This window comes from Chryseobacterium sp. HNCC26DJ238 (assembly GCF_057180465.1).
Genome location: NZ_JBXUGI010000001.1, coordinates 202,113 through 228,336, shown reverse-complemented (window position 1 = coordinate 228,336; position 26,224 = coordinate 202,113). Strand labels below are relative to the sequence as shown.

Below are 26,224 nucleotides of genomic sequence, written 5' to 3'. Positions count from 1 at the left end.
TTTTGAAAACAGAATTATTTTAGGGTTTTCTTGCGTTTTCCATTTTATAAGCCATAAGGTTGGCAATATTTTCAGATTTTGTAATAGCCATAGAGGCATTAAAACCAATAAAATTTTCTTCAATGGTCTCTCTCCATAATCCGAGCCATTTTTCGAAATGTTTCTTTTCCATTGCTTCCAGTCGGTTGATGGGAAAATGTACTGCCATCGGATTACCTTTGTAGCTCATCTGCCCAAATAAAATCGTCTCCCAAAAAGTGTACATTTTAGGTAAGTGCTGATCCCAGTCGACTTTGATGATATCTAAGAAGAAAAAACCAATCGTTTCATCTTTAACGACCTTCGCATAAAAGGAATTAACGAGTAACTCTATATCATCTCTTGATTCTAAATTTTTCATTGTAATATTATTCTATAATCAGTTAATAGTATTTCAAATGTAGTTCAATTCTAAATCTAAAAGAAGATCACGAGATTGATAAAATTCATAAAAACAATATTTTATCTTTGCATATAATTCCTGCGTTTCCCATTAACAATTCAGTGAATTGAGCATTTTTGCATTCGAGCTGTCGGAGACCATTAACGGGAGGAAGCAGAATAATAGTATAACAAAGCTTTTTATATTGCTTTTAAAAACATTAAAAATTGAATTTAGACTTTTATAAAACCCAGGCTTTACAGAAACAGAAGGAGCACAAAAAATTTCTGGACGGTTTAAAGAAAAAACCTCCAAAAAATTTAGATTATACGGTTCAGGAAACTCATGAGGAAGTTTTTGATGAAATAGACTGTTTACAATGTGCCAATTGCTGCAAAACAACAGGTCCGTTGTATACTGAAAAGGACGTTGAACGTATTGCCAAGCATCTCCGCATGAAGTCTGCAGACTTTGAAGCCAAGTTTCTTAGAGTAGATGAAGATAATGATAAAGTATTGCAGCATCTTCCCTGCTTTTTTCTGAACAGTGATAATACCTGTTCAATCTATGAAGTACGTCCAAAAGCATGTAGGGAATATCCACATACCGACCGTAAAAAGATTTCTCAGATTAATCATTTAATGATAAAAAATACAGTAATCTGTCCTGCTGCTTTTGAGTTTGTAGAAAAGATGATGAAGAATTTAAGTAAGAATTCTTAAATACTGGTAAAGTCTTATAAAATTTAGTTAAAACACCAAGTCGTGTATAATTTTACTTAAGTAAGGACGTTTGATAAACAAATCAATCCCCAATTGATTGACAATCAGAAGTAGTTTTTAGATATGTAAAAGTGGAATCCTGAAATATATTGTTTCAGGATTTTTAATGACTGGTTTTCATCTGCCCAAATATAGTAGATTGTACTATTAGATAACCGTTATTAACAAAATAAAAAAGCGCTGAATAAATTCAACGCTTTCCTCTTTCACTATTACTATTTTCCCATTTATAGTCCCGGGACAGGTTGTTACAAAAAAGGTCGGGAAACGTCCCAACCTTTGTATTTTATACGACTCCCTGAGCAAGCATTGCTTCTGCTACTTTTACGAATCCTGCAATGTTGGCACCTTTTACATAGTTCACATAGCCGTCTTCCTCTTTACCATAGTCTCTGCAAGCTTTATGGATTCCGATCATGATCTCTTTCAGTCTTGCATCAACCTCTTCTGAAGTCCAGTTTAATCTGATTGAGTTCTGGGTCATTTCCAATCCTGAAGTGGCAACTCCACCTGCGTTAGATGCTTTTCCGGGAGAAAACAAAACTTTGTTTTCAAGGAAATAATTGATAGCATCTAATGTAGAAGGCATATTAGCAGCTTCTGTTACGCATAAACAACCATTTTCTACTAATAATCTTGCATCTTCCAGATCAAGTTCATTCTGAGTTGCAGAAGGGATTGCTACATCACATTTAACCTCCCAAGGACGTTTTCCAGCATGAAATATAGCTGATGGATATTTTTTAGCATAATCTTCAGCCCTGTTATTTCCTGAAGATCTTAATTCTAATAAGAAATCTATTTTTTCTCCGTCAATACCGTCTTTATCATATACATAGCCGTCAGGACCTGAAAGTGTAACTACTTTCCCTCCCAATTCGTGTACTTTTTTGATAACTCCCCACGCAACATTTCCGAAACCTGAGACAGTTACTGTTTTATCTTTAAAGGTTTGTCCGATGGTTTTTAACATCTGCTCGGCAAAGTAAACGACACCATATCCTGTTGCTTCAGGGCGGATCAGTGAACCACCGTACGCAAGACCTTTTCCTGTAAGAACTCCTGTAAATTCGTTTCTTATCTTCTTGTACTGACCGAATAGGTATCCGATTTCTCTTGCTCCCACACCGATGTCTCCCGCAGGGACGTCAGTTTCAGGACCAATATGTTTGCATAACTCTGTCATGAAAGCCTGGCAGAAACGCATTACTTCCATGTCTGTTTTTCCCTGTGGATCAAAGTCTGAACCTCCTTTACCACCTCCCATCGGAAGTGTTGTCAATGAGTTTTTGAAAACCTGCTCAAATGCTAAGAATTTAAGTACAGAAAGATTTACAGTTGGATGGAAACGGATACCACCTTTGTAAGGTCCAATGGCAGAGTTCATCTGAATTCTGAACCCTCTGTTTACCTGGATCTCACCTTTGTCGTCAACCCATGGAACTCTGAAGATAATAATTCTTTCAGCTTCGGCCATTCTTTCAAGAAGCTTCATGCCGGTATATTCTTTTCTTGTCAGGATAAACGGAATTACAGTTACGGCAACTTCTTTAACTGCCTGTAAAAATTCCGGTTCGTTAGGATTCTTTGCCTCTATTTTAGCAATAAACTCCTGTATTTTCTGGTCAATATTATATTGTTCCATATTAGGGTAGGGTTGAATATTATATCAACAAATTTAATTTTTTTTTCAAGATTCACAATAGCTTATTTGATATTTGCTGAAAATTCAATATTAATGCAAAGGAATATTATTAAATTGATAATTTTAAACTAATGATTGTTAAAAATTAAATGTTATACATGAAATAATGAAATATTAAGAAATCATTAATTCTTATATTGCTATAAATTGTCTCCCGGAAAATGATTTTATTTTTCCCAAAAGCTCCAATTCTAAAAGTACAGGAAGTATTTTATGGGAAATAATATTTGTTTTTTCTGCCAAATCATCTAACGTAATGTGTGGGTTCTCTACTATTGAGTGATATATTAATTCTTGAATTTCAGATAGTTGAACTGTGATCTCGCTGTGAGGAAAAAGTTCTTCCATTCTGTAATTTGTTTTATTAAATCCTATCAGATCAAACAAATCTTTCAAAGTGGAAATGGCGGTGGCCTTATTTAGTAAAATAAGTTGATTACATCCCTGGCTGTATTTGTCAGTTATTTTTCCGGGTAATGCAAAGACGTCTCTGTTATAGATATTGGCAAATGTAGCTGTACTTACTGAGCCTCCTCCGAATGCAGTTTCCACCACAATGGTAGAAGGAGAAATTCCGGCAACAATTCTGTTTCGCTGAATAAAATTTTCTCTGTCCGGTTTTTGAGAAGAATTAAATTCTGTCAGTAAAACTCCACCTTCTTCAAGTATTTTTTCAGAAAGTTTTCTGTTTTTGGCAGGGTATAGGGTATGATGCCCGTGGGCTAAAACTGCAATCGTAGGGATTTGATATTTTATGGATTGTTCATGAACCTCCCTGTCAACACCCAATGCCAGGCCGCTTACCGAAATATAAGGATGTGATTGTGATTCTTCAAAGAAATCTTCAATGAACCTTCTGCCGTAAGCAGTCATATTTCGCGTTCCCACAAGACTGACTGTTTTAAGTTGGACGTCAATATCTCCCTTTTGATATAAAACGGCAGGTGCATCATCACATTCTTTAAGTAAAAACGGAAGCTCGTTCTGATGACGTAACTTTATTTTTATTGAATTTTTTTCACAGAATAAAAGTTCCTTTTCTGCGAATTTCAGATGATCAGGATTCCCGATATCGGAAATAGTTTTAATTCCTATTCCATCAGTTTTGCTGAGTTCCTTTTTCGAGGATTCCCAGACTTTTTTTGCGCTTCCAAAATTTCGGACAAGTTTGAAAAAATTGATGTCACCGATAAAATTGCACTCACGAAGTGCAATGGAATATAGATGTTCTTCAGAATACATTTGTGTTTATTTAAACCAAATATAATAAATTAGAATTTATTTTTCCGTATTTCATCAAGACGATCCCAGATATCTTCGTTTTTTTTATAGGGAAGCTCCAAAAAGTCTTCAGGATGATTTTCTTTATATTCCTGCCAGAGTTTATCATCTTTTTCACTGTAATAGTTAGGGAACTCCCAGATGAATCTTTTCTTTTTATCCCCCATATTTCTAAAAACAAATGCTAAAATACTTCCTACAATGGCGCCTGATAAATGAGCCTGCCATGAAATTTTACTTGGTTCCTGCATCGTATAGAAAAGTTCTTCGGGAAACATTCCCCAGATCAAACTTCCGTAATAAAGCACAACAAGGAGTGATACAGTAAGCAGCGTCATATTCCATTTAAAGACACCGCTGAAAAATAAGAAAAATGCAAGTACATAAACAATACCGCTTGCTCCGATTGTACAAGTATAGATATATTCTCCGGTGTGGATATCAATCGGCGGTAGCATCCAAAGGAGAAAGCCTGCCGAAAGCCATCCGGATAAAAAAACTTTATTAGCGACCGAAGGATAAAACTGGTAAAGCAGCCCCATCAAAATAGCAATAGGAATAGAGTTTCCCACAATATGGTCAATACTCCCATGGAGTAATGGTGCAGTAAGGATTCCCAGTAAACCTTCAGGCAAAAGCGGGATAATGGCACCAAAGCAACTTGCAAAAAAGCCCTGCATCTGTAAAAAGTATCCGAACCACATGGCACCCAGCATGAGCAGAGGATTGATGATTGCGTTTTTGTAAATTACATTTTTAAACATACCTAAAACTGTCAAATCAAAAGCCAAATATAAATTTCGGAAAATTTGTCGATGATTTTAATTTTAAAAATCTATTTGAGACAAAAGGTAATGTTTTTATGTTTTAAGTATTTTAAATTTATGAGCAGGAACAGTTTACTATCAACTCTTGAAAATGGATAAGTTTTCCATTTAACTTTATATCAGTATTTTTGCAGTTGGAAAAATTAAGATTTATGAAAAAGATTTTCGTTTTGCTTTGTATGTATCTTAGTGCTTATTCTTTTGCTCAGGTTGTTATCAGTGATTCTGCAGCAGTCGATACAATCAAAAAGCAAAGACATTGGTCTGTTAATGCAAAAAACAGCGTCATGTTTAATCAGGCAGCCTTCTCAAATTGGGTTGGTGGAGGCGCCAATAATGTAGGCTGGCTTGCAAGTGCAAATTACAATCTCGTTTATGAGAACGGACGAAACCTTTGGGAAAATATAATTATACTGAATTATGGACAGAATACAACCAAAGGCGTAGGTACAAGAAAAACCCAGGATGTATTGAATGTTTCAACCAACTATGGGCTTCAGTTTTCAAAAAGCTGGTACGTTTCTACGGGAGCGAGTTTGCTTTCACAATTCTCCGGAGGATTTGAAGATGGAAATAACCCACAGGCAAAAAAGATTTCTAATTTTATGGCACCGGGATATGTCAACGCCGGGGTCGGAATTACGTACAGGCCTAACGAAAACCTTACCGTTACTTTAAGGCCTGCCAACGGAAGATTTACGTTTGTTCTTGATAAAGAATTACAGCTTGCCGGAAATTACGGTTTAAAAACAGATGGTGATTTTTTCCTGATGCAGATGGGTTTCCTTACTTCTGCAATCTATAAAGTTAAGCTGATGGAAAATATCGAAATGACAAATACCGGATCTATATTTTCTAATTATCTGGAAAATCCTGACCATATGGTATTATCCTATAATATGCTTTTGAATATGAAGATTAACAGGTTTGTCTCATCTATTGTAACTTTAGATCTGATGTATGATCATAATCAGATTCAGAAAACTCAGCTGAAGCAGACTTTAGGGATAGGGTTTGCATACAATATTGATAATGGAGTAAAACGTTCGGGGCGTAAAGACAGTCAATGGTGGCTTAAAAAATAAGATCTTATTGATGAATAACAAAAAAGCACTTCAACAGAGAAGTGCTTTTTTGTTATTCATCAATGGTATCGTCAGAATTCCATTCCTACTTCGAGCTTTTCAGCCAAAAGTTGCTCAATTTTTATCTTTAAAGGTTCAATGTCTATATTCTGCATTGCGTCATTTGCGAAAGCGTACAATAGCAGAGCCTGTGCTTCTTTTTTGGAAATTCCTCTTGCTCTCAAATAGAATAAAGCATCTTTATTCAGCTGACCAACAGTACATCCATGAGAACATTTCACATCATCTGCGAAAATCTCTAATTGAGGTTTCGTGTCAATCGTTGCACCTTCGCTCAGTAATACATTGTTATTTTGCTGATATGCATTGGTTTTCTGTGCAATCTTGTTAACAAATACCTTTCCATTGAAAACTCCGTGAGATTTATCTTTGAAAATTCCTTTGTAGTTCTGATAACTTTCACAGTTAGGCGTATTATGATGAACTGCGGTGTGATGATCTACCAACTGATCTTTTCCTATGATGGTAATCCCATTCATGAAAGAATTGATATTTTCACCGTTATGAATAAAATCCAGATTATTTCTGATGATCTTTCCTCCGAATGTAAACGTATTAACCGTAGTCAGGCTATCTCTTTCCTGTTTTGCAAAAGTATGATCTACAAGGTAAGAAGTATCGCTGTCATTTTGGATTTTATGCCAGTCTGCTTTTGCGTTCTGATAGGTGAAAATCTCAGTAACCGAATTGGTAAATACGAAACTGTTGTCAAAATTATGATGGCTTTCAATGATCTCGACTTTCGCTCCTTCTTCAACAATCAATAGGTTGCGGGTATTGTAAAACGTATTTTCTTCCTGATTTTGAGATAAATAAAAAACATGAATTGGTTTTTCGATAATCACATTCTTTGGAACTTTAAGGAAGAAGCCATATTTACAGTATGCCTGATTTAAGTTGGTGAAGGCTAAATTTTTTGCTGCAATGGTATTGAAATATTTATCGAAAACCTCCTTGTGATTCTCATCATTCAAAGCATAGTTAAAAGACAAAAATTCTGCATTTTCTATAGAGATATTTGAAAGCTCTTTGTGCAGTTTACCATTGATAAAGACGATCCAGTCGAAATTGTCTTCTCCCAAATGGAGTTGCTCAAGCTGCTCTTTTGTGATGTTATGATTTTCTTTCGGGAAAAAATTATAATCTTTCTCCGTAATTTCTTTTATGCTGGTATACTTATATTCTTCGTCTCTCCTCGTGGGAAATCCTAATTCAGCAAATTTTGTCAAAGCTTCAATCCTGTTTTCGTCCAAAAAACGGTGGCGAAGTGTATTGAGAAACTCTGGATGATTTGTTAAAATTTGTTCGTTTAAACTCATTATTTGAACGTTTATTTGCCAGTGATCAGATGTTTGAATCCTAACCGAGTGACAAAGATTGCGTTTTTATTTATTAAATTTTTAGATGCCTTTAATATTAATTAATTCAGAAGCCAATCATACCCTTTGCTTTCCAATTCAAGGGCTAAAGATTTATCTCCTGTCTTAATAATTTTTCCATTCGCCAAAACATGTACATAATCAGGCTCAATATAATTAAGCAATCTCTGGTAATGGGTAATCAGAAGTACAGCATTTCCTTCATTTTTAAATTGATTAACGCCATCTGCAACAATTCTTAAAGCATCAATATCCAGTCCTGAATCTGTTTCGTCAAGAATAGCCAGTTTAGGATTCAGCATCATCATCTGAAAGATTTCATTTCTCTTCTTTTCACCTCCGGAAAAACCTTCGTTCAATGATCTTGAAAGGAAATCTTTCTTAATTCCCAATTTCTCCGATTTCTCACGAATCATAGCCAACATTTCTTTGGCAGGCATATCTTCTAAGTTATTGGCTTTCCTATTTTCATTCAAAGCTGCTTTGATGAAGTTAGTCACAGAAACTCCTGGAATTTCTACAGGATATTGAAATGAAAGAAAAATCCCTTTGTGAGCTCTTTCTTCAGGAGCATCTTCAATAATATTTTCACCCTGAAAAAGTATTTCTCCTTCAGTCACTTCGTAATCTTCTTTTCCTGCAATGACAGAGGAAAGGGTTGATTTTCCAGCTCCGTTCGGTCCCATGATCGCATGAACCTCACCGGGTTTTATTTCAAGATTGATACCTTTTAATATCTGTGCGCCATCTTCAATTCTGGCATGTAAGTTTTTAATGTTTAACATATTTTTATTCGTAGTGTCCTTTTAAAGACAAAATATTTAATATTTCTATTGTATTCTCTTCAGTAACCTGATAGATGATTCTGTGTTCTCTGTCAATTCTCCTTGACCACAATCCTGTAAGATTAAATTTTAATGCTTCAGGTTTTCCCAAACCTTCATACGGATGTGCTACAATATCCTCAATTAAAACAGTTATCTTTTTCATTACGGATTTGTTGCCGGATTTCTTCCAAAATGCAATGTCACGTTGTGCCTTTTCAGAATAGATTACTTCCACAAATCTGCAGTTTCTATTTTGATACCTTTACCTTCTTTTAATTCCTTCTGAGCTTCCAAAATTTCTTTCACAAATTCAGGATTGTATGTGTTTTCTTCTTTTTCTTCAATTTCAAAGCCTAATGCTTTTGCAAGTGACTTAATCACCTCAAAGTCTTTTTTCTTTAAATTTTTAAGAATCACTTCCATAAATTAAACTTTGTTTAAAATTACAAAATTCTATCCTACAGAACCTTCTAAAGAAATCTCCAGTAATTTCTGGGCTTCAATAGCAAATTCCATTGGAAGTTTATTTAAAACTTCTTTACTGAAACCATTGACAATCAGAGCGATTGCTCTTTCGGTATCGATTCCTCTCTGGTTACAGTAGAAAATCTGGTCTTCACCGATTTTTGAAGTGGTCGCTTCGTGTTCCAGCTGTGCAGTGGGATCTTTGATTTCAATATAGGGAAAAGTATGCGCTCCACATTCATTACCCATCAGTAAGGAATCACATTGTGAGAAGTTTCTGGCTCCTTTTGCAGAAGGCATTACTTTGACCAGCCCTCTGTAGGAATTTTGTGATTTTCCTGCAGAAATTCCTTTGGAAATAATAGTTGATTTTGTATTCTTACCGATATGAATCATTTTTGTCCCGGTGTCGGCATACTGATGGTTGTTGGTTACAGCGATAGAGTAGAACTCACCGATTGAACCGTCACCCTTTAAGATACAAGATGGATATTTCCACGTTACCGCAGAGCCCGTTTCCACCTGTGTCCATGAGATTTTTGCTCTGGTTTCGCAAAGCCCTCTCTTGGTCACAAAATTGAAAACACCGCCTTTTCCTTCTTCATTTCCCGGATACCAGTTTTGTACTGTAGAATATTTAATTTCAGCATTGTCCATTGCGATCAGTTCCACGACTGCGGCATGAAGCTGGTTTTCATCTCTTGAGGGAGCTGTACACCCTTCAAGATAAGAAACATAACTTCCTTCATCAGCGATAACAAGGGTTCTCTCAAACTGACCTGTTCCGGACTGATTGATACGGAAATAGGTTGATAACTCCATCGGGCATCGCACGCCTTTTGGAATATAGCAGAAACTTCCGTCAGAAAAAACTGCGGAATTCAATGCTGCATAAAAGTTATCACCTCTCGGAACAACTTTTCCAAGATATTTTTTCACAAGATCCGGATGGTTTTTAATGGCCTCGGAGATTGAGCAGAAAATAATTCCTTTTTCAGCTAAGGTATCCTGAAACGTTGTTTTTACAGAGATAGAATCAATGACAATATCTACCGCAACATTTGAAAGCCTTTTCTGTTCTTCAATATTGATTCCTAACTTGGCGAAAGTTGCCAATAATTCAGGATCCACTTCATCTAAGCTTGCCAATTCCGGCTTCGCTTTTGGTGCAGCGTAATATTTTATCGCCTGAAAATCCGGTTTTTGATACTTGATATTTGCCCATTCAGGTTCCGTCATTTTCAACCAGATTTTGAAAGATTCCAAACGCCATTCTGTCATCCATTCCGGTTCTTCTTTTTTAGCAGAAATAGCACGGACGATGTCTTCGTTTAAACCAATCGGGAAATCTTCGTAGTCGATATCGGTTTCCCAGCCGAATTCGTATTTTTTATTCTCTAAATCGACGCGTAAGTCGTCTTCAGTGTATTTTGACATTTATTTAAATGATTAAAAAATTAAATGATTAAAAATTAGTTTCGCTTTTTATTATCAGTTTTTAGACAGATAATCAATAAATTTTGACAATTGTTTTGAAATTATTTTACAATCATTAATTAAATCGCTTGTATCTTCTTCATATAACATCAAACAAAGGTTTAACAATTTTTTACTTTACCACAGCTCCCATTAGAATGTTTTAAGTATCTGATGAATTGTGTATTGTTGCTGTATTCGCTGCCTTCTGCGATGTTATTGTAATTGACAAAACGGCTTTTTTAATTTGATTTGTCAATTCAAATTCTTTTTTTAATTTTTCTTTGTTTAAAAGATTAAAAACATTTTTTTGTTAGATGAGTTGCCTGTCTATAACTTCAAAATTTTCAAATCTACAGCCACCAATAATCTTTTAATGTTAATTATCTATATTTTACAAAGAAAAACTCTCACCACAACCACATGTTCTGGCTGCATTAGGATTGTTGAAAACAAATCCTTTTCCATTCAATCCTCCTGAATATTCCAGGACCGTACCGGCCAGGTAGAGAATTGATTTTTTTTCTACAACAATTTTAATATTATTGTCCTCGAAAACCTGATCAGTATCTGTTTTTTTGTTGTCAAAACCTAAAACATATTCCAAACCAGAACAACCTCCGCTTTTAACGCCTACTCTTATATAATCTTCTGCAGGATTAAAACCATCTTCTGTCATCAGTTGAATGGCTTTTTCCTTAGCATGATCTGAAACTTTTATCATTGTATTTATTTAGAATGATTTAATGGTGCAAAAATACGAACAATAATCAGTATATAAAAATCGACGTTTTTATTTTATCAATTTTTATCATCGATGGTTTAACTTTGATGAATAATTAAAATCAAAACTATAAATCAGGATATAATGAAAAAATTAGGCATTTTAGCTGTTGTATTATTGATGCAGGCTTCTTTTGCACAAACCAACAGATTTGTATATCAGGTGACGATGAAATCTGATGCCTCCGATAAAGCAGATGTTAAAACTGAGAATGCCTATCTGGACATCTCAGCTGAAAAATCAATGTTCTATTCCGAGAACCGCATTAAAAGGGATTCTGTGATGAAAGCTAACTTTCAGAGTGGAGGAGCAAGAGGGTTTAACAGGGATCAGATGGAAAGTTTAAGATCAAATATTAATTATTCGATTGAAAAGGACAAGAAAAATCAAAAAACTTTATACAGGGACAGGTTAGGAAGAGATCTGTATTCTTACGAAGAAGACAGACCTTTGGACTGGAAAATTCTTTCTGAGACAACGAAAATAGGTGAGTATAAAGTTCAAAAAGCAGAAACTGATTTTGGCGGAAGAAAATGGACTGCATGGTTTACTACTGATTTACCTTATCAGGACGGACCTTATAAATTCAGCGGACTTCCGGGTCTGGTGGTCAAAGCTGAAGATGCATCAGGCGATTATTCATTTGATTTAATGAAAAACTATAAAATTTCTGACTTTCCTGAAATGGCTACATTCGGTAATGTGATTAAAGTAAAAAGAACAGATTATGTAAAGCAGCAAGAGAAATTTAAAACTGATCCTATGTCTTTTATGAATAGTCAGCGTGGCGGTGGAATTTCTCCTCCAATAAGAACCGGAGGTGGCGGAAATCCAAATCCTGCAGATATGAGAAAACGAATGGAGGAGAGAGCAAAGGATGAAGCAAAACGAAACAGCAATCCTATTGAACTGAAATAAGTGAAATAAGAAAGACCTGAAGAAACTTCTTCAGGTCTTTCTGTTATTTTAAAAGTTGATCAAAAGTGTCTCCCTGTTTGATGTCACCTGAATTATAACCTTTCATAAACCATTCTTTACGCTGTGCTGATGAGCCATGAGTGAAACTTTCCTGATTCACGTATCCTTGTGATCGCTTCTGAATATTATCGTCACCTACGGCTTCTGCAGCCTCAACGGCAGATTCTAAATCGCCTGGTTCAAGAAATTTTTCTCTTTCGTTAGAATATCTGGCCCAAAGTCCGGCATAAAAATCTGCCTGAAGTTCAGTAGCTACAGAAACCTGATTAAGCTGCGCTTCAGAATACCTGCCGCTTTTTCTTAATTGGTCCGTCTTATCTAAAGTTCCTAAAAGATTCTGTACGTGATGTCCCATTTCGTGAGCCATGACATATGCAATGGTAAACTCTGTTACCTTTGCACCGAAATTTGACTCGAGTTCTTTAAAGAAACTCATATCCATATAAACAGATTGATCGGTCGGGCAATAAAACGGTCCCATTGCAGATTGAGCCTGTCCACAACCGGAATTTGTAGCTTCTTCAAAAAGGACTACTCTTGCCGGTTTGTATTGCATACCGTTATCAGCAAAAATTTTCGTCCAGGTTTCTTCGTTTTCTGCCGTAATCATTTTTATGAATTCTCTGACATGCAACTCACTTTCATTTAACTGACGCTGTTCTGTCTGAGGTAATGAATTCCCACCGGAAGAAAGGATTGCAGAAGGATCTCCTCCTAAGAAAAATATGATCGCGGCGATGATGATTGTTCCTAAACCACCACCTACAATTGCTCCACCGCCTCCGCCTGATCCTCTTCTGTCATCAACGTTACCACTTCTGTCGTCTGTCCATTTCATTCTTTGTTATATTTATGTGTAAATTTAAAATATTAAATAATATTTTTGTCAAAAATTGTAAGTAAAGTGAGAAAAATTCAAATTGCTCTTATGTTTTTGGGATTTGTAAGCATTATGTCCTGCACCGGTGGTGATTCTAAAGAAGATGAAGTCGAAAATATCGATAAAAAGTCAGCAATAGAAACAGAACTTTCTGTTCAGCATATCGATACTGCCGATGTCTTAATTACCAGACATAAAATATGGAAGAACAATAAACTTTTTAGAGAAATTGTTAAAAGAGATACGATACCGGCACTGGGAGATACATTGCAGGTTGTTAATGATGAAGCAGGAAACGAGCACCGTACCAACGTGAAAAAAGATTATGAATTTTATATAACCGTGCAGTAATGAAAAGATCAAGTTCTGTAAAATTGCTTTTTGTCACAGGAATTCTTGCTGCCTGTGCTCAGGAAACGCCCAATGATCAATGGGGTAAAGAGAAAAAGGTGTACATGAGGTCAGATACAACCGCTTCTTATACAAGATCGCACGGTTTTTTAAGCGGGTTCCTGTTATATCATGCATTTCGTCCTTATGGGGCTTACAGTAATGGTGCTTATCAAAGAGCAGGGTACTACAGTGATGCCATCAGCGCAAAATCTAATATAGGAAGAAGTTCATATAAAGGAAATGTAGTGAGAGGAGGATTGGGGAAAAGTGGCTTCAGAGCGTCATCATAAGTTTAAACCTGCTGCGATTTGGAAACTCGGATGTCTGCTGGAGTCATGATAGTAAACAAAATTAAACTTCTTTGCCGGTTAACAGATGACCGGATGTAATAAATCTTCAGATGAAAAGAATACAGTCACAGTTCAGAAAAAACTGGCAACATAAACTTGAAAATTTAGGTTTTGGTTATCATTCTCTTGAAGGGCTCTATTGGGATGAAAGCCATTATTATGAATTTTCGATGGAAGAAATCAACAAAATTGAAAGAGCAACTTCCGAATTGTGGCAGATGTGTCTTCAGGCGGTTGACTATATTATTGAAAAAAATAGGTGGGAAGCATTTAATATACCCGAATCGTTCAGAAACCATATTGTGACAAGCTGGGAAGAAGATCATCCTTCCATTTACGGGAGATTTGATTTTGGCTTTGATGGTGAAAATTTAAAGCTACTTGAATTTAATGCTGATACGCCAACTTCTCTGTATGAAGCGTCTGTTATTCAATGGTATTGGCTGCAGGAGATGTTTCCTTACAAGGATCAGTTCAACTCTATTCATGAGAAATTAATTGATTATTGGAAATATCTTAAAAAATACATGAATCCACATTATATTTATTTTGCATCATTAACGAATATTGAAGACGTAACGAATGTGGAATATCTGAGAGACTGTGCAGCTCAGGCCGGTTTTGAGACTGAATTTATTCCTATTCAGGATATCGGATGGGCAGAGGATATTAATGAATTTATTGCAGGAGACCAGATAATTATGGATTATATTTTCAAATTATATCCTTATGAATGGATTCTCGAAGACGGCTTTGGTGATAAACTGGTCAGTAACAATTTCAGATCTCAATGGATAGAACCGGCCTGGAAAATTTTGCTTTCCTCCAAAGCAATTTTACCTGTTCTGTGGGAAATGTTTCCTGATCATCCTTATTTGTTAGAATGCTATTTTGAACCGAAACATCTGACAGATTACGTTAAGAAGCCTGTCTATTCAAGAGAGGGAGCCAACGTCACCTTATATAAAAATAATGTTACAATAGAAGAAAACAGCGGCGATTACGGAAAAGAGGGATTCATCTATCAACAGTTGTTTGATCTTCCTGATTTTGAGGGAAATTATCCGGTTATTGGAAGCTGGGTTATTGGCCAGGAATCTGCCGGAATTGGAATTAGGGAAAGTATACATTTAATCACCAATAATCAAAGCCGGTTTATTCCTCATCTGATTGATGCCAATAAAATATACATCAAAGAAAAGGAGCTCTGAAAAGCTCCTTTCTGTCTAATTGATTAGGTTTTTATTTCCCAAAACCAATGTTTCCTTTTTTATCAGAAAGATTTCTTTTAAAATTAATCATACTTAAAGCGGTAACTGCTGCTTCTACACCTTTATTCCCAAGATCACCACCGCTTCTTGCAATAGACTGTTCTTTGGTGTCATCTGTCAGAACACAGAAAATGGTGGGAGTGTCGGTTAAAACATTACAGTCTTTAATTCCCTGAGCTACGGCCTGGCATACAAAATCAAAATGAGGTGTTTCGCCTCTGATAACGCATCCGATAGCAATTACTGCATCAAATTTTCGCTCCTTGCAAAGCTGCATGCTTGCGTAGTTAAGTTCAAAAGCTCCTGGAACGGAAAATAATCTGATGTTTTCAGACTTTACCCCTTCTTTTTCAAGAATGTCTAGAGCTGCGTCACGAAGATTGTAAGTTACAAAGTCATTCCACTCAGAAAAAACAATGCCGATAGAAAAATCCTCGGCATTGCTAATATGAAGTGGCTTGTAATCTGAAAGATTAACTGTTGCCATATGTCTAGTAATATTTAGTCATTTCAATATAAGAATCAGACATCCCGTTATCGTAGTCCTGATATTTTTCGTCAATAGACGCAAAATATTTTTTAGCTTCTGCATTTTTTTTCATTCCTAATGCAACAATACCTGCTTTTCTTGTAAAGAAATAAGAAGTATAAGGATCATCTGATGCTGAAGCTGCTTTATCTAATAAAGACAAGGCTTCATCATTTTTGTTAAGACCGGACTTTGCATCTGCCATTGCACCATATTTCATGGCCATCAATGTTTTGTTGTCAGATGAAAATTTATCCAAAAGATCATAAGCTTCCTGGAATTTTCCTTCTTTAAATTTCAACAAACCTGCATTGTATGCAGAAAGTTTCCCGATTTTGGTTGAAGAATATTCGTTATAAGTTCCTAAATAACCTGGATTAGCTGCTGATTTACCACCCAAAGCTTCTTTATCTTTACCCTCTGTAAGGTTTTTCTGGGCAGCCAAATAGGTTTTTACCGCTTCAGCATTTTTTGGAGCTACCACAAATTGCTGGTATCCGAAAAAGCCTAAAACTCCCAAAACTAAAACTCCAAAAGCAATGCTTAATGGTTTCTGATATCTTTCAAGGAATCTTTCAGTATTTAAAGCCTCTCTGTCAAGATCCTTAAAAAATTCTACCGTTTCCTTACCTTCTTGCTCATTTGGAGCATTCTTACCCAATTTTGCCATAAATTCTTAAAAAATTGAACTGCAAATTTAATTGTTTCTGAGTGATTTACAAAATACTTTGCAGGTATTATTAAATGAATTATAATTTCTTTGTTTTTTGGTCAATGAAGTTAATATAAATCGCAAACAGAAGTATTAATATTCTAACGTCTGATAGATTTCCGCATTAAATTTATTGAGCTTTTCGATTCCCTTTAAATCTTTTAAACCAATAAGAAAACTGAACTGGACAACTTTTGCACCTTGTTTTTCCACTAATTTTGCAGCGGCTTCAGTAGTACCTCCGGTAGCTAAAAGATCATCGTGAATTAAAATTCTTTGATTTTTTTTTATCTGTCCTTCTCTGGTTTCTATTTCAGCACTTCCGTATTCCAGGTCATATTTTTCTGAAATGACAGGAGGTGGAAGTTTTCCTTTTTTTCTTATCAGAATAAACGGAACATCTAAAGCAACTGCAATAGCGATCCCAAAAAGATATCCTCGACTTTCAATACCACATACGGCATCTATCTTTCCTCTGCTGAAATTCACCATATCTTCAACGGCCTCTCTATATAGTTGAGGATCTGAAAAAATAGGAGAAATATCTTTGAACTGAATTCCGGGAATTGGAAAATCTGCAATATTTTCAATCGTATCTTCCAGTTTTTTTATCAGTTCCTGAGATGCCATCGGTTAGGGATTAATTTTATAGCTTGAAATTTTCCACTCTCCGTTGACGCTTTTAAGACCGAAAGTCGCTCTCAAAGAAGTTGTTTTTCCATTTTTATCAGTAACATCATAAGTGGCACTTACACTTGATACATTTGGATTGGTAGCATTGGTTGTTATATTTTTCACACTCACATTCTTAACGGCTCCAAAACCGGAAGTAGGATTTGAAAAAGACTCATAGCTTCCCCAGCTTGGGTTGCTGGATGCATCAAATGCTGCTTTTAAATTTTGTGAGCTTACATTATTTAAAAATTTGCTTACTGTATTTTTCGGATCTGTAGTCGGTTGTTTAGGCTGAGCAGGAACTGGAGCATTTGGATCAGTCACTGTTCCCGGTGCTGTTCCTGTCGGATTAGCGGGATCAATCACCGCATTTGGATCCGGAACAATCATTGTAGAATCTGTTTTCGGGATTTCCGGCACTTTTAAAGCATATGGGTTGACATCTAAACCTATTTTAGACATTTTAAAAGTTTTCGCTGTAGTCTTGACAGAAACGGTAACATCTATTTTGTTATCAACAATTTTAGAAGCCAGTAAAGAGGAAAACTTAAGATTAAATCCTCTAAAGTTATTATCTAACATTAAATTCTTAGCAGTTGAAAGTTTTACTCCATTGCTGAAAACTTCCAGCGTTGTTTCCAATGCTGCACCGGTAAATGTAATAGGCTTTCCGGAAGTATCGACCAATCTTGGAATAATCTGCATTGAAGTGGCCCCATTTCCTGTATCACCGGATAACTGTGTGGCTATGTTCAGAGAGTTTGCTTTTACATCATTCGGATCGCTTTCTTTCGCCGTTTCGTCACCAAAAATATTCATTTCTCCTAATGATGGAGGAGCTGTACTTGCCCAATCAATATTGTTTTTCTGAGCCACCTGATCTGCCATTGAAAGAATTTCAGGCACTTTTTTACCATTGATAAGCTGACCCAAAGCCTTCAGTTCATTCACATCTCCGTCGGCTTCTACTCCAAATGTTTTCAGAATGTACAGCGCTTCATTAAATTTAATCTGTTTAATCGTTGTCAGGCTGGAAGCCATATCGTTAATACTGGACTGTAAAGTCTGAGTCGTGGAAGCATCAGCATGATCTTTTTTACACGCTGTAAAAAGAAGCAAACTAAAAATGAGAATAAAAGTGAGCTTTTTCATTTAATTATGGTTTGATGCAAATTTAGTAAAACCTTTAGGAATAAAGATTTTTTATTTTTTGTTTTCTCTTTCCTTTAAATCTTCTTTGAAAAATGAACTGAAAACAGTCTGCATATCAGGAAATGAATCATCTTGCCAGTAGTTGGTTTTATACTGACTTATATTTTTGTCAAATCTTACTTTCATTATATCGTTACTGTCTGTAAAATCTATTTCTGTAGGATAAAAATTTCTGTAAATAATCACCTGATTATAATCTGCTTCACTTTTATGTTTTAATTTAATAAATGCAATCTCGTTTGATTCCAATAGATCTCTTAATGTTTTTTTTGAATCTTTCTCATACGAAATGTTAACGATACCTCTGATATCAAATAAGCGATAACCAAAAAGGGCCAGTTCTTTTTCCTGAAGAGCTTCGCCGCTAATTTCAATTTCATCCTTAACTGCACTTTTCAATTCTTTTACTTTAGTATTTTTCTGTCTGTATTCTTCAACATTTCCTACCGTTTTTAATTTTGGAAGTTCCAGAAAAGAATTGTAGTCCCAGGAAGACATTTCATTTTTTTCATTTTTTGCACCTTCTAATCTGAAAATTCTGTATTGCTCAATATTTAAGCTTTTCACCTTTTTTGTTTTATTGTCAAAAACATAGGTAACGATGCCATCGACATAGCAATTTAATTTACTGTTGAGTGTCACATAAGCGTTAAAATTCCCTTTTACCAAAGCATATTTTGCCGGTTTGTTATTTTTGATAACAACTGTTTCGATATCTCTGACCCTGTCATTTAGTTTAACTATATCTTTGTTTAAGTCTGAAAAGGAAAATGTTCCGAGGGATACATTGTCATACACCAGCTGGAATTTTTCCTGAGAAGGAGTAAGAGATTTTCGTTCTATTTTTCCGTCAATGTCAGAATAGGCAAGGATGCTTCCATCATTTCCGAATACAGAAACCTTCGGAAGTGGTTGGTTTGTTTTTTCCGAAAGAAAAGTAGTCGTCTGTGCATTGAAAAAGTTGAGCATCAATACAAACATTAAATAAATAAGTTGGGGTTTTTTCATGGTTGTTAATGTTAATTATTAATAAGACAGCAAATTCAAAAGAAGGTTGCCTCACAGAACAAAAAAAGACTGATTTATGATAAATCAGTCTTTTAGAATTTTATTTTGTTACAAGTTCTTAGAAAGGATACTCGTAAATTTCAGATTCGTGAAGGAATGGATTTCCTGTTGGAATAAGCTTTAATTTAGATAATGCAGACATCACTGTGAAGATAAATAAACCTGCCACAAATAATACAGCACCCAATACTAATAAAAGTACTTCAGGAGTGTTCCAATATGGACCAACTGTTCCCGGCATCACCATGTTGAAATAATCTAAAAGGTGACCTAAGATTACAACGACTGCCATAACAGTAACCACTTTGTAATTTCTCTTGATGCTTGAACTTACCAATACCAATAAAGGTAATAAGAAGTTGATGATCAACATTGGTAAGAAAGTAACTCCGTAGTGTTGGAATCTTCCGAAGAAGTAATTAACCTCTTCCGGTACGTTTGCATACCAATACAACATAAACTGAGCAAACCATGTGTACGTCCAAAGCATACTTGTAGCAAAAAGGAAAACTCCTAAATCATGCAGGTGATTGTCATTGAACTGTGGCAAAAATCCGTTTTTCTTAAGGTAAACGCTTAGTAAAATAATTACAGCGATACCACTTGAAAGACAACTCACCATAGAGTACCAGATATACATCGTAGAATACCAGTGAGGGTCAATAGACATTAACCAGTCCCAAGCCCATGCAGCAGATGCAAATCCGAAGAATGCAATATATCCAACTGCCCATCTGTAAAGGAACTGATACTCAACCAAAGATTTCGTGTCATCTACTTTTTTAGACTGAGCTTTCAGTTTCCATGCGAAGAAAGATGCTCCGATCACATAGATCAAAGTTCTGATCGCATAGAAAGGAATATTTAAAAATCTTTTCTTTTCAAATAAGATCACATCGAAATGTGCAGAGTTTGGATCTGTTAAATCAGGATCCATCCAGTGAAACAGGTGACCTTGGTGTAAAATGTTGAGTAACATAATGATTACAAGGATCGCACCGCCATAAGGGATGTAAGAAGCAATTGCTTCCATTACTCTGGTAATAATAATTGGCCATCCTGCATGAGCTGCGTGCTGGATACAGTAGAAAAACAATACCGCACAGCTTACTCCGAAGAAAAATACAGCTACAAAATGAATGGAAGCCAGAGGCGAATTATGAATTTGCATTGTCGCATGTTCCAAATGAGAAGCATGATCCTGAGGACCTATCATCTCACTTGAATGAGTAGGAGCATCATGACCTGCAGAGTGTACTGCCTCCATCATGTGTTCGATCTTTTCTGTACTGATTCCTTTATTCAGGAAAAATCCAATACCAAATAGAACTAAACCTACAACAAGAAGTATGATAGAAGTTGATTTTAATTTTGGTGAAAAACTATACATTTCTTTTCTTATTTTTTAGTTGCGGTAGAATCTGTTTTTGCTGCTGTAGCTGTAGTTGCTGCCGGTGCGCTTTTTTTGAAAGCATTGATCACGTACATTGCAACTCTCCATCGGTCTCCAGCGTTTAATTGTCCTGCATAAGAGCCCATTGCATTTCTACCGTTAGTTAATACATAATGAACAGAACCTACAGTGATTTCTCTGTCTGCATAATTTGGTACGCCAGAATATGCTCCGCTTTGTACAATTGGACCCTGACCGTCACCTCCAGTTCCGTGGCAGGCTGAGCAGGTACGGTCAAATAACATTTTACCTCTTTCAATATCTTTGGCAGCATTCGCCGGATTCAAAGGAGAAAAAGTCAATGATTTTGAAGCATCATAACCAGCATTATACTCATCGGGATTTTTTGGAAGTTTTCCTTCCTCAAAAACACCGTCTTTATTCTGAGCAACAGAACCCTCTACCGGGGCAAGACCTGTAGCACCATTATTTTTAACAAATGCAGGAATTTCATTTTCATGATCTGAATAAGCATCCTGAGCTTTCATCAACGGATCATAAGCTACCGGAAAGTACATATCAGGGAAATATACCAACGGTGTGTTTTCTTTTGGTCCGCAAGAATTAAGTAAAACTGAAGTTAAACCTAAAACCGCTATAATTTTTAGTATATTCTTTTTCATTTTAAGCATCTTTAACAGTTATTTCTTCAACTCCCGTATCAACAAGCAGCTGCTTAATAGATTCTACATCTTCAGTAATAAACTCCATCATGAATTTATCATCTGTAGTTCTTGGATCAGGATTCTGAGCAGGAGCACCAGGATACATTTTGTTTCTAACCAAAAAAGTCAAAGACATCATGTGTGCAGCACAGAAGACCATTAATTCAAACATGGGAACTACGAATGCCGGCATATTGTGAGCCCAGTCAAAAGCAGGCTTACCACCGATATTCTGAGGCCAGTCATGATTCATCACATACCAGGTAACTGTTGCGCCTATGCTTACACCATATAAAGCGTAAATAAATGCAGCGTCTGAAATTCTGGTCTTTTTTAAACCTAAAGCTTTATCCAGTCCGTGAACCGGGAATGGAGTATAAACTTCATTTATTGCGATTCCTTTATCGTTAAATGCCTTAACTCCGTTCATTAGATCGTCGTCATCAGCATAAAGTCCGTATACAATTTTAGTGGTGCTCATCTCCTTCTTTTGCTTTATAAGTTTCACCTGAGATTTTCAAAATCGATTTTAATTCTGCCTGTGCAATTACAGGGAATGTTCTTGCATACAATAAGAATAATACAGAAAAGAATCCGATTGTTCCTAAATATACACCTACGTCGATAATGGTTGGTTTAAACATCGTCCAAGACCCAGGAAGATAATCTCTTGAAAGGTTGATAACGATGATGTCAAAACGCTCAAACCACATCCCGATGTTGATGATCAAAGCAATAATAAATGTTGCAATGATATTTGTTCTTATTCTTTTAAACCAGAATAATGCAGGGATAATAAGGTTACAGGTAATCAATGCCCAAAAGGCCCACCAGTAAGGTCCGGTTGCTGCACCTGGAGAAAGATAAGTAAAATCTTCATATCTGGAACCTGAGTACCATCCGATGAAATATTCAGTAGCATACGCTACAGTTACCATACCCCCTGTCAAAATAATTACAATGTTCATAATTTCTATATGATACATCGTGATATAATCTTCTAAGTGACAAACTTTTCTTGCGATCAACAATAGGGTCTGTACCATTGCAAATCCTGAGAAGATTGCTCCTGCAACAAAGTAAGGTGGATAAATCGTTGAGTGCCATCCTTTAATTACTGACGTAGCAAAGTCAAAAGATACAGTAGTGTGTACTGAGAATACCAATGGAGTTGCCAAACCTGCCAATACCAAAGACAATTCTTCGAATCTCTGCCAGTGTTTTGCTTTACCACCCCAGCCAAAAGCAAGAAATGTATAAATTTTCTTAGTCCACGGAGTTTTTGCTCTGTCTCTGATCATTGCAAAATCGGGAATCAATCCCATAAACCAGAATACTGTTGATACTGAGAAATAGGTGGAGATTGCAAATACGTCCCAAAGTAGAGGAGAGTTAAAGTTCCCCCAAAGAGAACCAAACTGGTTAGGAAGTGGGAATACCCAATATCCTACCCAAACTCTACCCATGTGAATTACTGGGAAGATCGCTGCCTGTACAACTGCGAAGATCGTCATCGCTTCCGCAGAACGGTTTACAGACATTCTCCAACGCTGTCTAAATAATAATAATACTGCTGAGATTAAGGTTCCGGCGTGACCAATACCTACCCACCATACGAAGTTGGTAATATCCCAACCCCAGTTAATAGTTCTATTAAGCCCCCATGCTCCAATACCTGTCCCGATAGTGTAGGCGATACAGCCGAATCCGTAGATGAATAGAACTAAGGCCGCATATAGTGATACCCACCATAATTTTCCTGCTCTTTCTTCTATAGGTCGTGCAATATCTTCCGTGATATCGTGATAAGTTTTGTGACCAATAATCAGAGGTTCCCTTATCGGAGCTTCGTAATGTCCTGACATTTTTTACCTATTTATTATTTAAACTTTATTTTTCTACTCTGTTTCTTACTTTAGTATGATAGAACACATTTGGTTTTGTTCCGATCTCTTCCAGTAAATAATATCTTCTGTTGCTGGAGTATAATTCTCTCACTTCAGATTCCTTGTCATTCATATCTCCAAATGTCATTGCTCCTGTAGAACAAGCAGCCGCACAGGCACAAGAATTTTTAAATTCGTTGTCTGTTACTTTTCTGTTCTCTCTTTTAGCATTTAAGATGGTAGCCTGAGTTTCCTGGATACACAATGAACATTTTTCCATTACCCCTCTTGTTCTTACAACAACATCCGGGTTAAGCACCATTCTTCCTAAATCGTTATTCTGATTGAAATCAAAACGGTCATTTAAGTTATAAGTAAACCAGTTGAAACGTCTCACTTTGTATGGACAGTTGTTTGCACAATATCTTGTACCGATACATCTGTTATAAGCCATGTGGTTTTGACCTTGCTTCCCGTGTGAAGTCGCCGCTACCGGACATACCGTTTCACAAGGAGCGTGGTTACAGTGCTGACACATTACCGGCTGGAAAATTACATCAGGACTTTCATTAGGTTCGATTAAGATGTCGTACAGCTGAGGAACATTCAAGCCTCTTTCTACACCTTCTTTAGTTTCAATTTTTTCTTTTGCAGAATAGTAACGGTCAATTCTTAACCAATACATATCTCTTGACATTCTGATCTCTTCCTTGCCGACAACAGGAACGTTGTTTTCTGCCTGACAGGCAATAATACATGCTCCACAACCAGTACAGGAGTTAAGGTCAACTGACAAATTGAAGTGAGGCCCGTCTGTATCATCGAATGCATCCCAAAGGTCAATCTTTCCTGCTGGCAATGCACCACTGATCGTGTGATATTCCAATGGCTTGTTCCATCCATGATGTTCGTCATCAAATGCTACATTTAAATATTCCGTTAACGGAACTTCTTTGGCAATATCATAACGGCCCATTAGGGTGTTTTGAAGCTGGATACCTGCAAACTCATGGCTTTCACCCGTTTTTTCTATTTTAACATTAGAAACTGCAAGGTTAGAGCCGTCAAATAAAGGATATGCATTAACTCCTGTATCAGCCGTAGCTCCGGAGTCTTTTTTACCGTAACCAAGCGCAAGACCTACTGATCCGTCTGCCTGCCCCGGTTGAATGAATACAGGAACGTCTTTTATAGTTACCCCGTTTACGGTAAGATTAACAATAGAACCGTCTAACTGCATTCTTGCATTCAGGTCGTTTTCTATTTCTAATCTTTGTGCATCTTTCGGAGAAATTGTCAGGTAGTTATCCCATGACATTCTTGTCAATGGATCAGGTAATTCCTGCAACCAAGGGTTGTTTGCCTGAGTTCCGTCACCGATTGAAGTCTTTGTATATAGAACTAATTCTAAATCTGAAGCTTTGAAGTTTCCTAATTCAGCAACAGCCTGCGCAGCATTTCCACCGCTGTAAGATAAAGTTGTTGCATTATTGGAAGCAATAATACCATTATATAAGGCTTTGTTAAAAGAAGTTGCTCCTAATAAAGAAGCTGAACTCGCTTTTAAATAATCGTAGTAATTGTTAGCCGCATTATTCTTTCCGTTTTTCCAAACCAATAGAGATTCTTCGATCTGTCTTGATTTGTAGATTTTCTGGATTGTTGGCTGCATTAATGAATAAACTCCGGACTGAGGCTCGATATCACCCCAGGATTCCAGCCAGTTGGCTACCGGAATTACAGCTTTCGCTGCTTTATACATTTCGTTTTTCTTATCTGCAACAGCAATTACGTAAGGAACTTTAGCTAAAGATTTTTTGAAATCCTGACCTTTTTGGTGAGAATAAATCGGATCCACATTGTTGGTGATCAATACTCCAACCTGTCCGCCATTTACCCATCCTAAAAATTCCTGGAATCTTGCTTTGTCAAATTCTTTCAGGAAGTTAGCCTTACCAGTGAAAGCGACCGAACCTAATTTTTGGTTGATCAGGTGAGCTAAAACCTGAGAAGCTTTAGAACCGTCAGCGAAAACTACAGCTTTGCTGCCTTTTGCTGATAATTCTTTAGCAAGCTCGTTAGCTAATTTATCAGAAGAGCCACCTCCAACGATTGCGTTGTAAACCTCAACTAACGTTTTGTTTACAGCACTTGGCTTTAATCTGTATCTTGAATCTGCATTCGCACCGGTTAAAGACATGTTTGATTCCACCTGAATGTGTCTCAACATGTTTGTTCCCGGTTTTCTCGCAGCAGCATAAGAAGTTTCTAAACTTGCTGCGTTGTATTCTCCTAAGAAATCTGCCTGAAAAGCAAGAACCAACTCAGAACCTTTAAGGTCATAAACAGGTAATGCTCTCTGTCCGAATACTTCCTGTGCAGCATCCAATGAAGCAGCATAAGGAATTGCATCGTAGGTCACCAATTCAGCAGTAGGATATTTTGCTTTAAATTCAGCAAATAATTTTTTGAATGTAGGTGAAGCAAAAGAATGGGATAATAGAACGATTCTTTTACCTGAAGCTTTTGCTTCTTCCAGTCCTTTGATTACAAAATCATCTACTTTATCAAAAGTTTCATCTTTACCTTCAAACTTAGGCTGTTTTACTTTATCATTATCATAAAGAGATAATACACTAGCCTGAGCTCTTGCGTTTGTTTTACCTAAATCACCAGCTGCTGGGTTAGGATCAATCTTGATAGGTCTTCCTTCTCTGGTTTTTACTAAAACACTTGCGAAGTCGAAACCGTCAAAATAGGTTGAAGCGTAATAGTTTGGAACTCCGGGAATAATATCATGTGGCTTTACCACATAAGGAATTGTTTTGATTACCGGAGCTTCACAGGCAGCTAAAGTAACTGCTGCGGTAGAAAAACCTAATAACTTTAAGAAATCTCTTCTCGTTGTACTAGCATCGCTTTTCTCAGCATCTCCTAAGAAATCTTCTACCGGAATTTCTTCTTGGAACTCTTTCAGAGCCAGCTTACCGTTTAGGGAAGGGTCTTTAAGTTCGTGAATACTTCTAAATTGTATTTTGTTTGAAGCCATTTATACTTCTG

The 26,224-nt window shown here is 36.4% G+C and carries 27 protein-coding genes; 6 read left to right on the top strand and 21 right to left on the bottom strand.

Annotated features, from left to right (window positions below):
* Positions 1-19: 19 nt before the first annotated feature.
* Entirely contained in the window at positions 20-400 is a 381-nt protein-coding gene (locus tag AC2A07_RS01020) for a globin domain-containing protein (RefSeq protein WP_314493287.1), read from the bottom strand.
* Positions 401-648: 248 nt separating this feature from the next.
* On the opposite strand from AC2A07_RS01020, the gene AC2A07_RS01015 reads away from it, so the two are divergent.
* Positions 649-1,143, top strand: coding sequence for a YkgJ family cysteine cluster protein (locus AC2A07_RS01015; protein ID WP_484048811.1), 495 nt, complete (start codon positions 649-651; stop codon positions 1,141-1,143).
* Between the two features lie 346 nt (positions 1,144-1,489).
* Here AC2A07_RS01015 and gdhA read toward each other — a convergent pair whose 3' ends face one another.
* From gdhA to AC2A07_RS01000, 3 genes are all read right to left on the bottom strand, one after another.
* Positions 1,490-2,848, bottom strand: a complete 1,359-nt coding sequence (gdhA, locus tag AC2A07_RS01010) for an NADP-specific glutamate dehydrogenase (RefSeq protein ID WP_484048810.1) — start codon at positions 2,846-2,848, stop codon at positions 1,490-1,492.
* A gap of 192 nt (positions 2,849-3,040) precedes the next feature.
* On the bottom strand, positions 3,041-4,150 hold the full coding sequence (gene dprA, locus AC2A07_RS01005; RefSeq protein WP_484048809.1) for a DNA-processing protein DprA: 1,110 nt from the start codon (positions 4,148-4,150) through the stop codon (positions 3,041-3,043).
* 29 nt (positions 4,151-4,179) lie between these two features.
* Positions 4,180-4,953: a rhomboid family intramembrane serine protease gene (locus tag AC2A07_RS01000; protein ID WP_484048808.1), complete on the bottom strand. Its 774-nt coding sequence runs from the start codon at positions 4,951-4,953 to the stop codon at positions 4,180-4,182.
* A gap of 215 nt (positions 4,954-5,168) precedes the next feature.
* On the opposite strand from AC2A07_RS01000, the gene AC2A07_RS00995 reads away from it, so the two are divergent.
* The gene (locus AC2A07_RS00995) at positions 5,169-6,101 is read left to right on the top strand and encodes a DUF3078 domain-containing protein (RefSeq protein WP_484048807.1); all 933 of its coding nucleotides are present in this window, start codon (positions 5,169-5,171) and stop codon (positions 6,099-6,101) included.
* Positions 6,102-6,172: 71 nt separating this feature from the next.
* Here AC2A07_RS00995 and sufD read toward each other — a convergent pair whose 3' ends face one another.
* The 6 genes from sufD to AC2A07_RS00965 all read right to left on the bottom strand — a co-directional run bounded on the left by sufD (position 6,173) and on the right by AC2A07_RS00965 (position 11,032).
* Positions 6,173-7,480 carry a Fe-S cluster assembly protein SufD gene (gene sufD, locus AC2A07_RS00990; RefSeq protein WP_314493279.1) on the bottom strand — a complete coding sequence of 436 codons (1,308 nt, stop codon included), beginning with the start codon at positions 7,478-7,480 and terminating at the stop codon, positions 6,173-6,175.
* Positions 7,481-7,581: 101 nt separating this feature from the next.
* Complete coding sequence (gene sufC, locus AC2A07_RS00985) at positions 7,582-8,325, bottom strand: Fe-S cluster assembly ATPase SufC (protein ID WP_314493277.1); 744 nt, start codon at positions 8,323-8,325, stop codon at positions 7,582-7,584.
* A 4-nt stretch (positions 8,326-8,329) separates the two neighbouring features.
* Positions 8,330-8,602 (bottom strand): Txe/YoeB family addiction module toxin, encoded by a 273-nt coding sequence (locus AC2A07_RS00980; protein ID WP_484048806.1) that lies wholly within the window; start codon positions 8,600-8,602, stop codon positions 8,330-8,332.
* Positions 8,593-8,790, bottom strand: a complete 198-nt coding sequence (locus AC2A07_RS00975) for a DUF2683 family protein (protein ID WP_484048805.1) — start codon at positions 8,788-8,790, stop codon at positions 8,593-8,595. The genes AC2A07_RS00980 and AC2A07_RS00975 overlap by 10 nt, the downstream gene beginning before the upstream one ends.
* Before the next feature lie 30 nt (positions 8,791-8,820).
* Positions 8,821-10,269, bottom strand: a complete 1,449-nt coding sequence (sufB, locus tag AC2A07_RS00970; protein WP_314493273.1) for a Fe-S cluster assembly protein SufB — start codon at positions 10,267-10,269, stop codon at positions 8,821-8,823.
* 433 nt (positions 10,270-10,702) lie between these two features.
* A complete protein-coding gene (locus AC2A07_RS00965) occupies positions 10,703-11,032 on the bottom strand; it encodes an iron-sulfur cluster assembly accessory protein (RefSeq protein WP_314493271.1) in 330 nt (109 codons plus the stop codon).
* A gap of 144 nt (positions 11,033-11,176) precedes the next feature.
* Here AC2A07_RS00965 and AC2A07_RS00960 point away from each other — a divergent pair, with 144 nt between their 5' ends.
* Positions 11,177-12,010, top strand: coding sequence for a GLPGLI family protein (locus AC2A07_RS00960; RefSeq protein WP_484048804.1), 834 nt, complete (start codon positions 11,177-11,179; stop codon positions 12,008-12,010).
* Between the two features lie 43 nt (positions 12,011-12,053).
* On the opposite strand, the gene ypfJ is transcribed toward AC2A07_RS00960, so the two are convergent.
* Complete coding sequence (ypfJ, locus tag AC2A07_RS00955) at positions 12,054-12,908, bottom strand: KPN_02809 family neutral zinc metallopeptidase (protein WP_484048803.1); 855 nt, start codon at positions 12,906-12,908, stop codon at positions 12,054-12,056.
* Between the two features lie 66 nt (positions 12,909-12,974).
* On the opposite strand from ypfJ, the gene AC2A07_RS00950 reads away from it, so the two are divergent.
* From AC2A07_RS00950 to AC2A07_RS00940, 3 genes are all read left to right on the top strand, one after another.
* Positions 12,975-13,301, top strand: coding sequence for a hypothetical protein (locus tag AC2A07_RS00950; protein ID WP_484048802.1), 327 nt, complete (start codon positions 12,975-12,977; stop codon positions 13,299-13,301).
* Positions 13,301-13,633, top strand: a complete 333-nt coding sequence (locus tag AC2A07_RS00945) for a hypothetical protein (RefSeq protein ID WP_484048801.1) — start codon at positions 13,301-13,303, stop codon at positions 13,631-13,633. The genes AC2A07_RS00950 and AC2A07_RS00945 overlap by 1 nt, the downstream gene beginning before the upstream one ends.
* 110 nt (positions 13,634-13,743) lie before the next feature.
* Complete coding sequence (locus AC2A07_RS00940) at positions 13,744-14,904, top strand: glutathionylspermidine synthase family protein (protein ID WP_484048800.1); 1,161 nt, start codon at positions 13,744-13,746, stop codon at positions 14,902-14,904.
* 31 nt (positions 14,905-14,935) lie between these two features.
* Here the strand turns inward: AC2A07_RS00940 and ribH are convergent, their stop codons facing one another.
* The 10 genes from ribH to AC2A07_RS00890 form a co-directional block, all read right to left on the bottom strand.
* Entirely contained in the window at positions 14,936-15,451 is a 516-nt protein-coding gene (ribH, locus tag AC2A07_RS00935) for a 6,7-dimethyl-8-ribityllumazine synthase (RefSeq protein ID WP_484048799.1), read from the bottom strand.
* Between the two features lie 4 nt (positions 15,452-15,455).
* Positions 15,456-16,163, bottom strand: coding sequence for a tetratricopeptide repeat protein (locus AC2A07_RS00930; RefSeq protein WP_314493257.1), 708 nt, complete (start codon positions 16,161-16,163; stop codon positions 15,456-15,458).
* Between the two features lie 135 nt (positions 16,164-16,298).
* Entirely contained in the window at positions 16,299-16,835 is a 537-nt protein-coding gene (locus AC2A07_RS00925) for an adenine phosphoribosyltransferase (protein WP_484048798.1), read from the bottom strand.
* 3 nt (positions 16,836-16,838) lie between these two features.
* On the bottom strand, positions 16,839-18,032 hold the full coding sequence (locus AC2A07_RS00920; RefSeq protein WP_484048797.1) for a hypothetical protein: 1,194 nt from the start codon (positions 18,030-18,032) through the stop codon (positions 16,839-16,841).
* A 51-nt stretch (positions 18,033-18,083) separates the two neighbouring features.
* Positions 18,084-19,100: a hypothetical protein gene (locus AC2A07_RS00915; protein WP_484048796.1), complete on the bottom strand. Its 1,017-nt coding sequence runs from the start codon at positions 19,098-19,100 to the stop codon at positions 18,084-18,086.
* A 118-nt stretch (positions 19,101-19,218) separates the two neighbouring features.
* On the bottom strand, positions 19,219-20,550 hold the full coding sequence (locus tag AC2A07_RS00910) for a quinol:cytochrome C oxidoreductase (protein WP_484048795.1): 1,332 nt from the start codon (positions 20,548-20,550) through the stop codon (positions 19,219-19,221).
* Positions 20,551-20,558: 8 nt separating this feature from the next.
* Complete coding sequence (locus tag AC2A07_RS00905; protein ID WP_484048794.1) at positions 20,559-21,245, bottom strand: c-type cytochrome; 687 nt, start codon at positions 21,243-21,245, stop codon at positions 20,559-20,561.
* On the bottom strand, positions 21,238-21,759 hold the full coding sequence (locus AC2A07_RS00900; RefSeq protein WP_047443227.1) for a DUF3341 domain-containing protein: 522 nt from the start codon (positions 21,757-21,759) through the stop codon (positions 21,238-21,240). Before AC2A07_RS00900 ends, AC2A07_RS00905 begins: the two co-directional genes overlap by 8 nt.
* A complete protein-coding gene (nrfD, locus tag AC2A07_RS00895; RefSeq protein ID WP_314493241.1) occupies positions 21,746-23,143 on the bottom strand; it encodes an NrfD/PsrC family molybdoenzyme membrane anchor subunit in 1,398 nt (465 codons plus the stop codon). The genes AC2A07_RS00900 and nrfD overlap by 14 nt, the downstream gene beginning before the upstream one ends.
* A gap of 25 nt (positions 23,144-23,168) precedes the next feature.
* Positions 23,169-26,213, bottom strand: coding sequence for a TAT-variant-translocated molybdopterin oxidoreductase (locus AC2A07_RS00890; RefSeq protein WP_484048793.1), 3,045 nt, complete (start codon positions 26,211-26,213; stop codon positions 23,169-23,171).
* Positions 26,214-26,224: the final 11 nt, after the last annotated feature.

Bases quoted from the DNA above. Each gene is read 5' to 3' on its own strand.
- AC2A07_RS01020 (WP_314493287.1), bottom strand. From the start codon at position 400: ATGAAAAATTTAGAATCAAGAGATGATATAGAGTTACTCGTTAATTCC.
- gdhA (WP_484048810.1), bottom strand. From the start codon at position 2,848: ATGGAACAATATAATATTGACCAGAAAATACAGGAGTTTATTGCTAAA.
- dprA (WP_484048809.1), bottom strand. From the start codon at position 4,150: ATGTATTCTGAAGAACATCTATATTCCATTGCACTTCGTGAGTGCAAT.
- AC2A07_RS01000 (WP_484048808.1), bottom strand. From the start codon at position 4,953: ATGTTTAAAAATGTAATTTACAAAAACGCAATCATCAATCCTCTGCTC.
- AC2A07_RS00995 (WP_484048807.1), top strand. From the start codon at position 5,169: ATGAAAAAGATTTTCGTTTTGCTTTGTATGTATCTTAGTGCTTATTCT.
- sufD (WP_314493279.1), bottom strand. From the start codon at position 7,480: ATGAGTTTAAACGAACAAATTTTAACAAATCATCCAGAGTTTCTCAAT.
- sufC (WP_314493277.1), bottom strand. From the start codon at position 8,325: ATGTTAAACATTAAAAACTTACATGCCAGAATTGAAGATGGCGCACAG.
- AC2A07_RS00975 (WP_484048805.1), bottom strand. From the start codon at position 8,790: ATGGAAGTGATTCTTAAAAATTTAAAGAAAAAAGACTTTGAGGTGATT.
- sufB (WP_314493273.1), bottom strand. From the start codon at position 10,269: ATGTCAAAATACACTGAAGACGACTTACGCGTCGATTTAGAGAATAAA.
- AC2A07_RS00965 (WP_314493271.1), bottom strand. From the start codon at position 11,032: ATGATAAAAGTTTCAGATCATGCTAAGGAAAAAGCCATTCAACTGATG.
- AC2A07_RS00960 (WP_484048804.1), top strand. From the start codon at position 11,177: ATGAAAAAATTAGGCATTTTAGCTGTTGTATTATTGATGCAGGCTTCT.
- ypfJ (WP_484048803.1), bottom strand. From the start codon at position 12,908: ATGAAATGGACAGACGACAGAAGTGGTAACGTTGATGACAGAAGAGGA.
- AC2A07_RS00945 (WP_484048801.1), top strand. From the start codon at position 13,301: ATGAAAAGATCAAGTTCTGTAAAATTGCTTTTTGTCACAGGAATTCTT.
- AC2A07_RS00940 (WP_484048800.1), top strand. From the start codon at position 13,744: ATGAAAAGAATACAGTCACAGTTCAGAAAAAACTGGCAACATAAACTT.
- ribH (WP_484048799.1), bottom strand. From the start codon at position 15,451: ATGGCAACAGTTAATCTTTCAGATTACAAGCCACTTCATATTAGCAAT.
- AC2A07_RS00930 (WP_314493257.1), bottom strand. From the start codon at position 16,163: ATGGCAAAATTGGGTAAGAATGCTCCAAATGAGCAAGAAGGTAAGGAA.
- AC2A07_RS00925 (WP_484048798.1), bottom strand. From the start codon at position 16,835: ATGGCATCTCAGGAACTGATAAAAAAACTGGAAGATACGATTGAAAAT.
- AC2A07_RS00920 (WP_484048797.1), bottom strand. From the start codon at position 18,032: ATGAAAAAGCTCACTTTTATTCTCATTTTTAGTTTGCTTCTTTTTACA.
- AC2A07_RS00915 (WP_484048796.1), bottom strand. From the start codon at position 19,100: ATGAAAAAACCCCAACTTATTTATTTAATGTTTGTATTGATGCTCAAC.
- AC2A07_RS00910 (WP_484048795.1), bottom strand. From the start codon at position 20,550: ATGTATAGTTTTTCACCAAAATTAAAATCAACTTCTATCATACTTCTT.
- AC2A07_RS00905 (WP_484048794.1), bottom strand. From the start codon at position 21,245: ATGCTTAAAATGAAAAAGAATATACTAAAAATTATAGCGGTTTTAGGT.
- AC2A07_RS00900 (WP_047443227.1), bottom strand. From the start codon at position 21,759: ATGAGCACCACTAAAATTGTATACGGACTTTATGCTGATGACGACGAT.
- nrfD (WP_314493241.1), bottom strand. From the start codon at position 23,143: ATGTCAGGACATTACGAAGCTCCGATAAGGGAACCTCTGATTATTGGT.
- AC2A07_RS00890 (WP_484048793.1), bottom strand. From the start codon at position 26,213: ATGGCTTCAAACAAAATACAATTTAGAAGTATTCACGAACTTAAAGAC.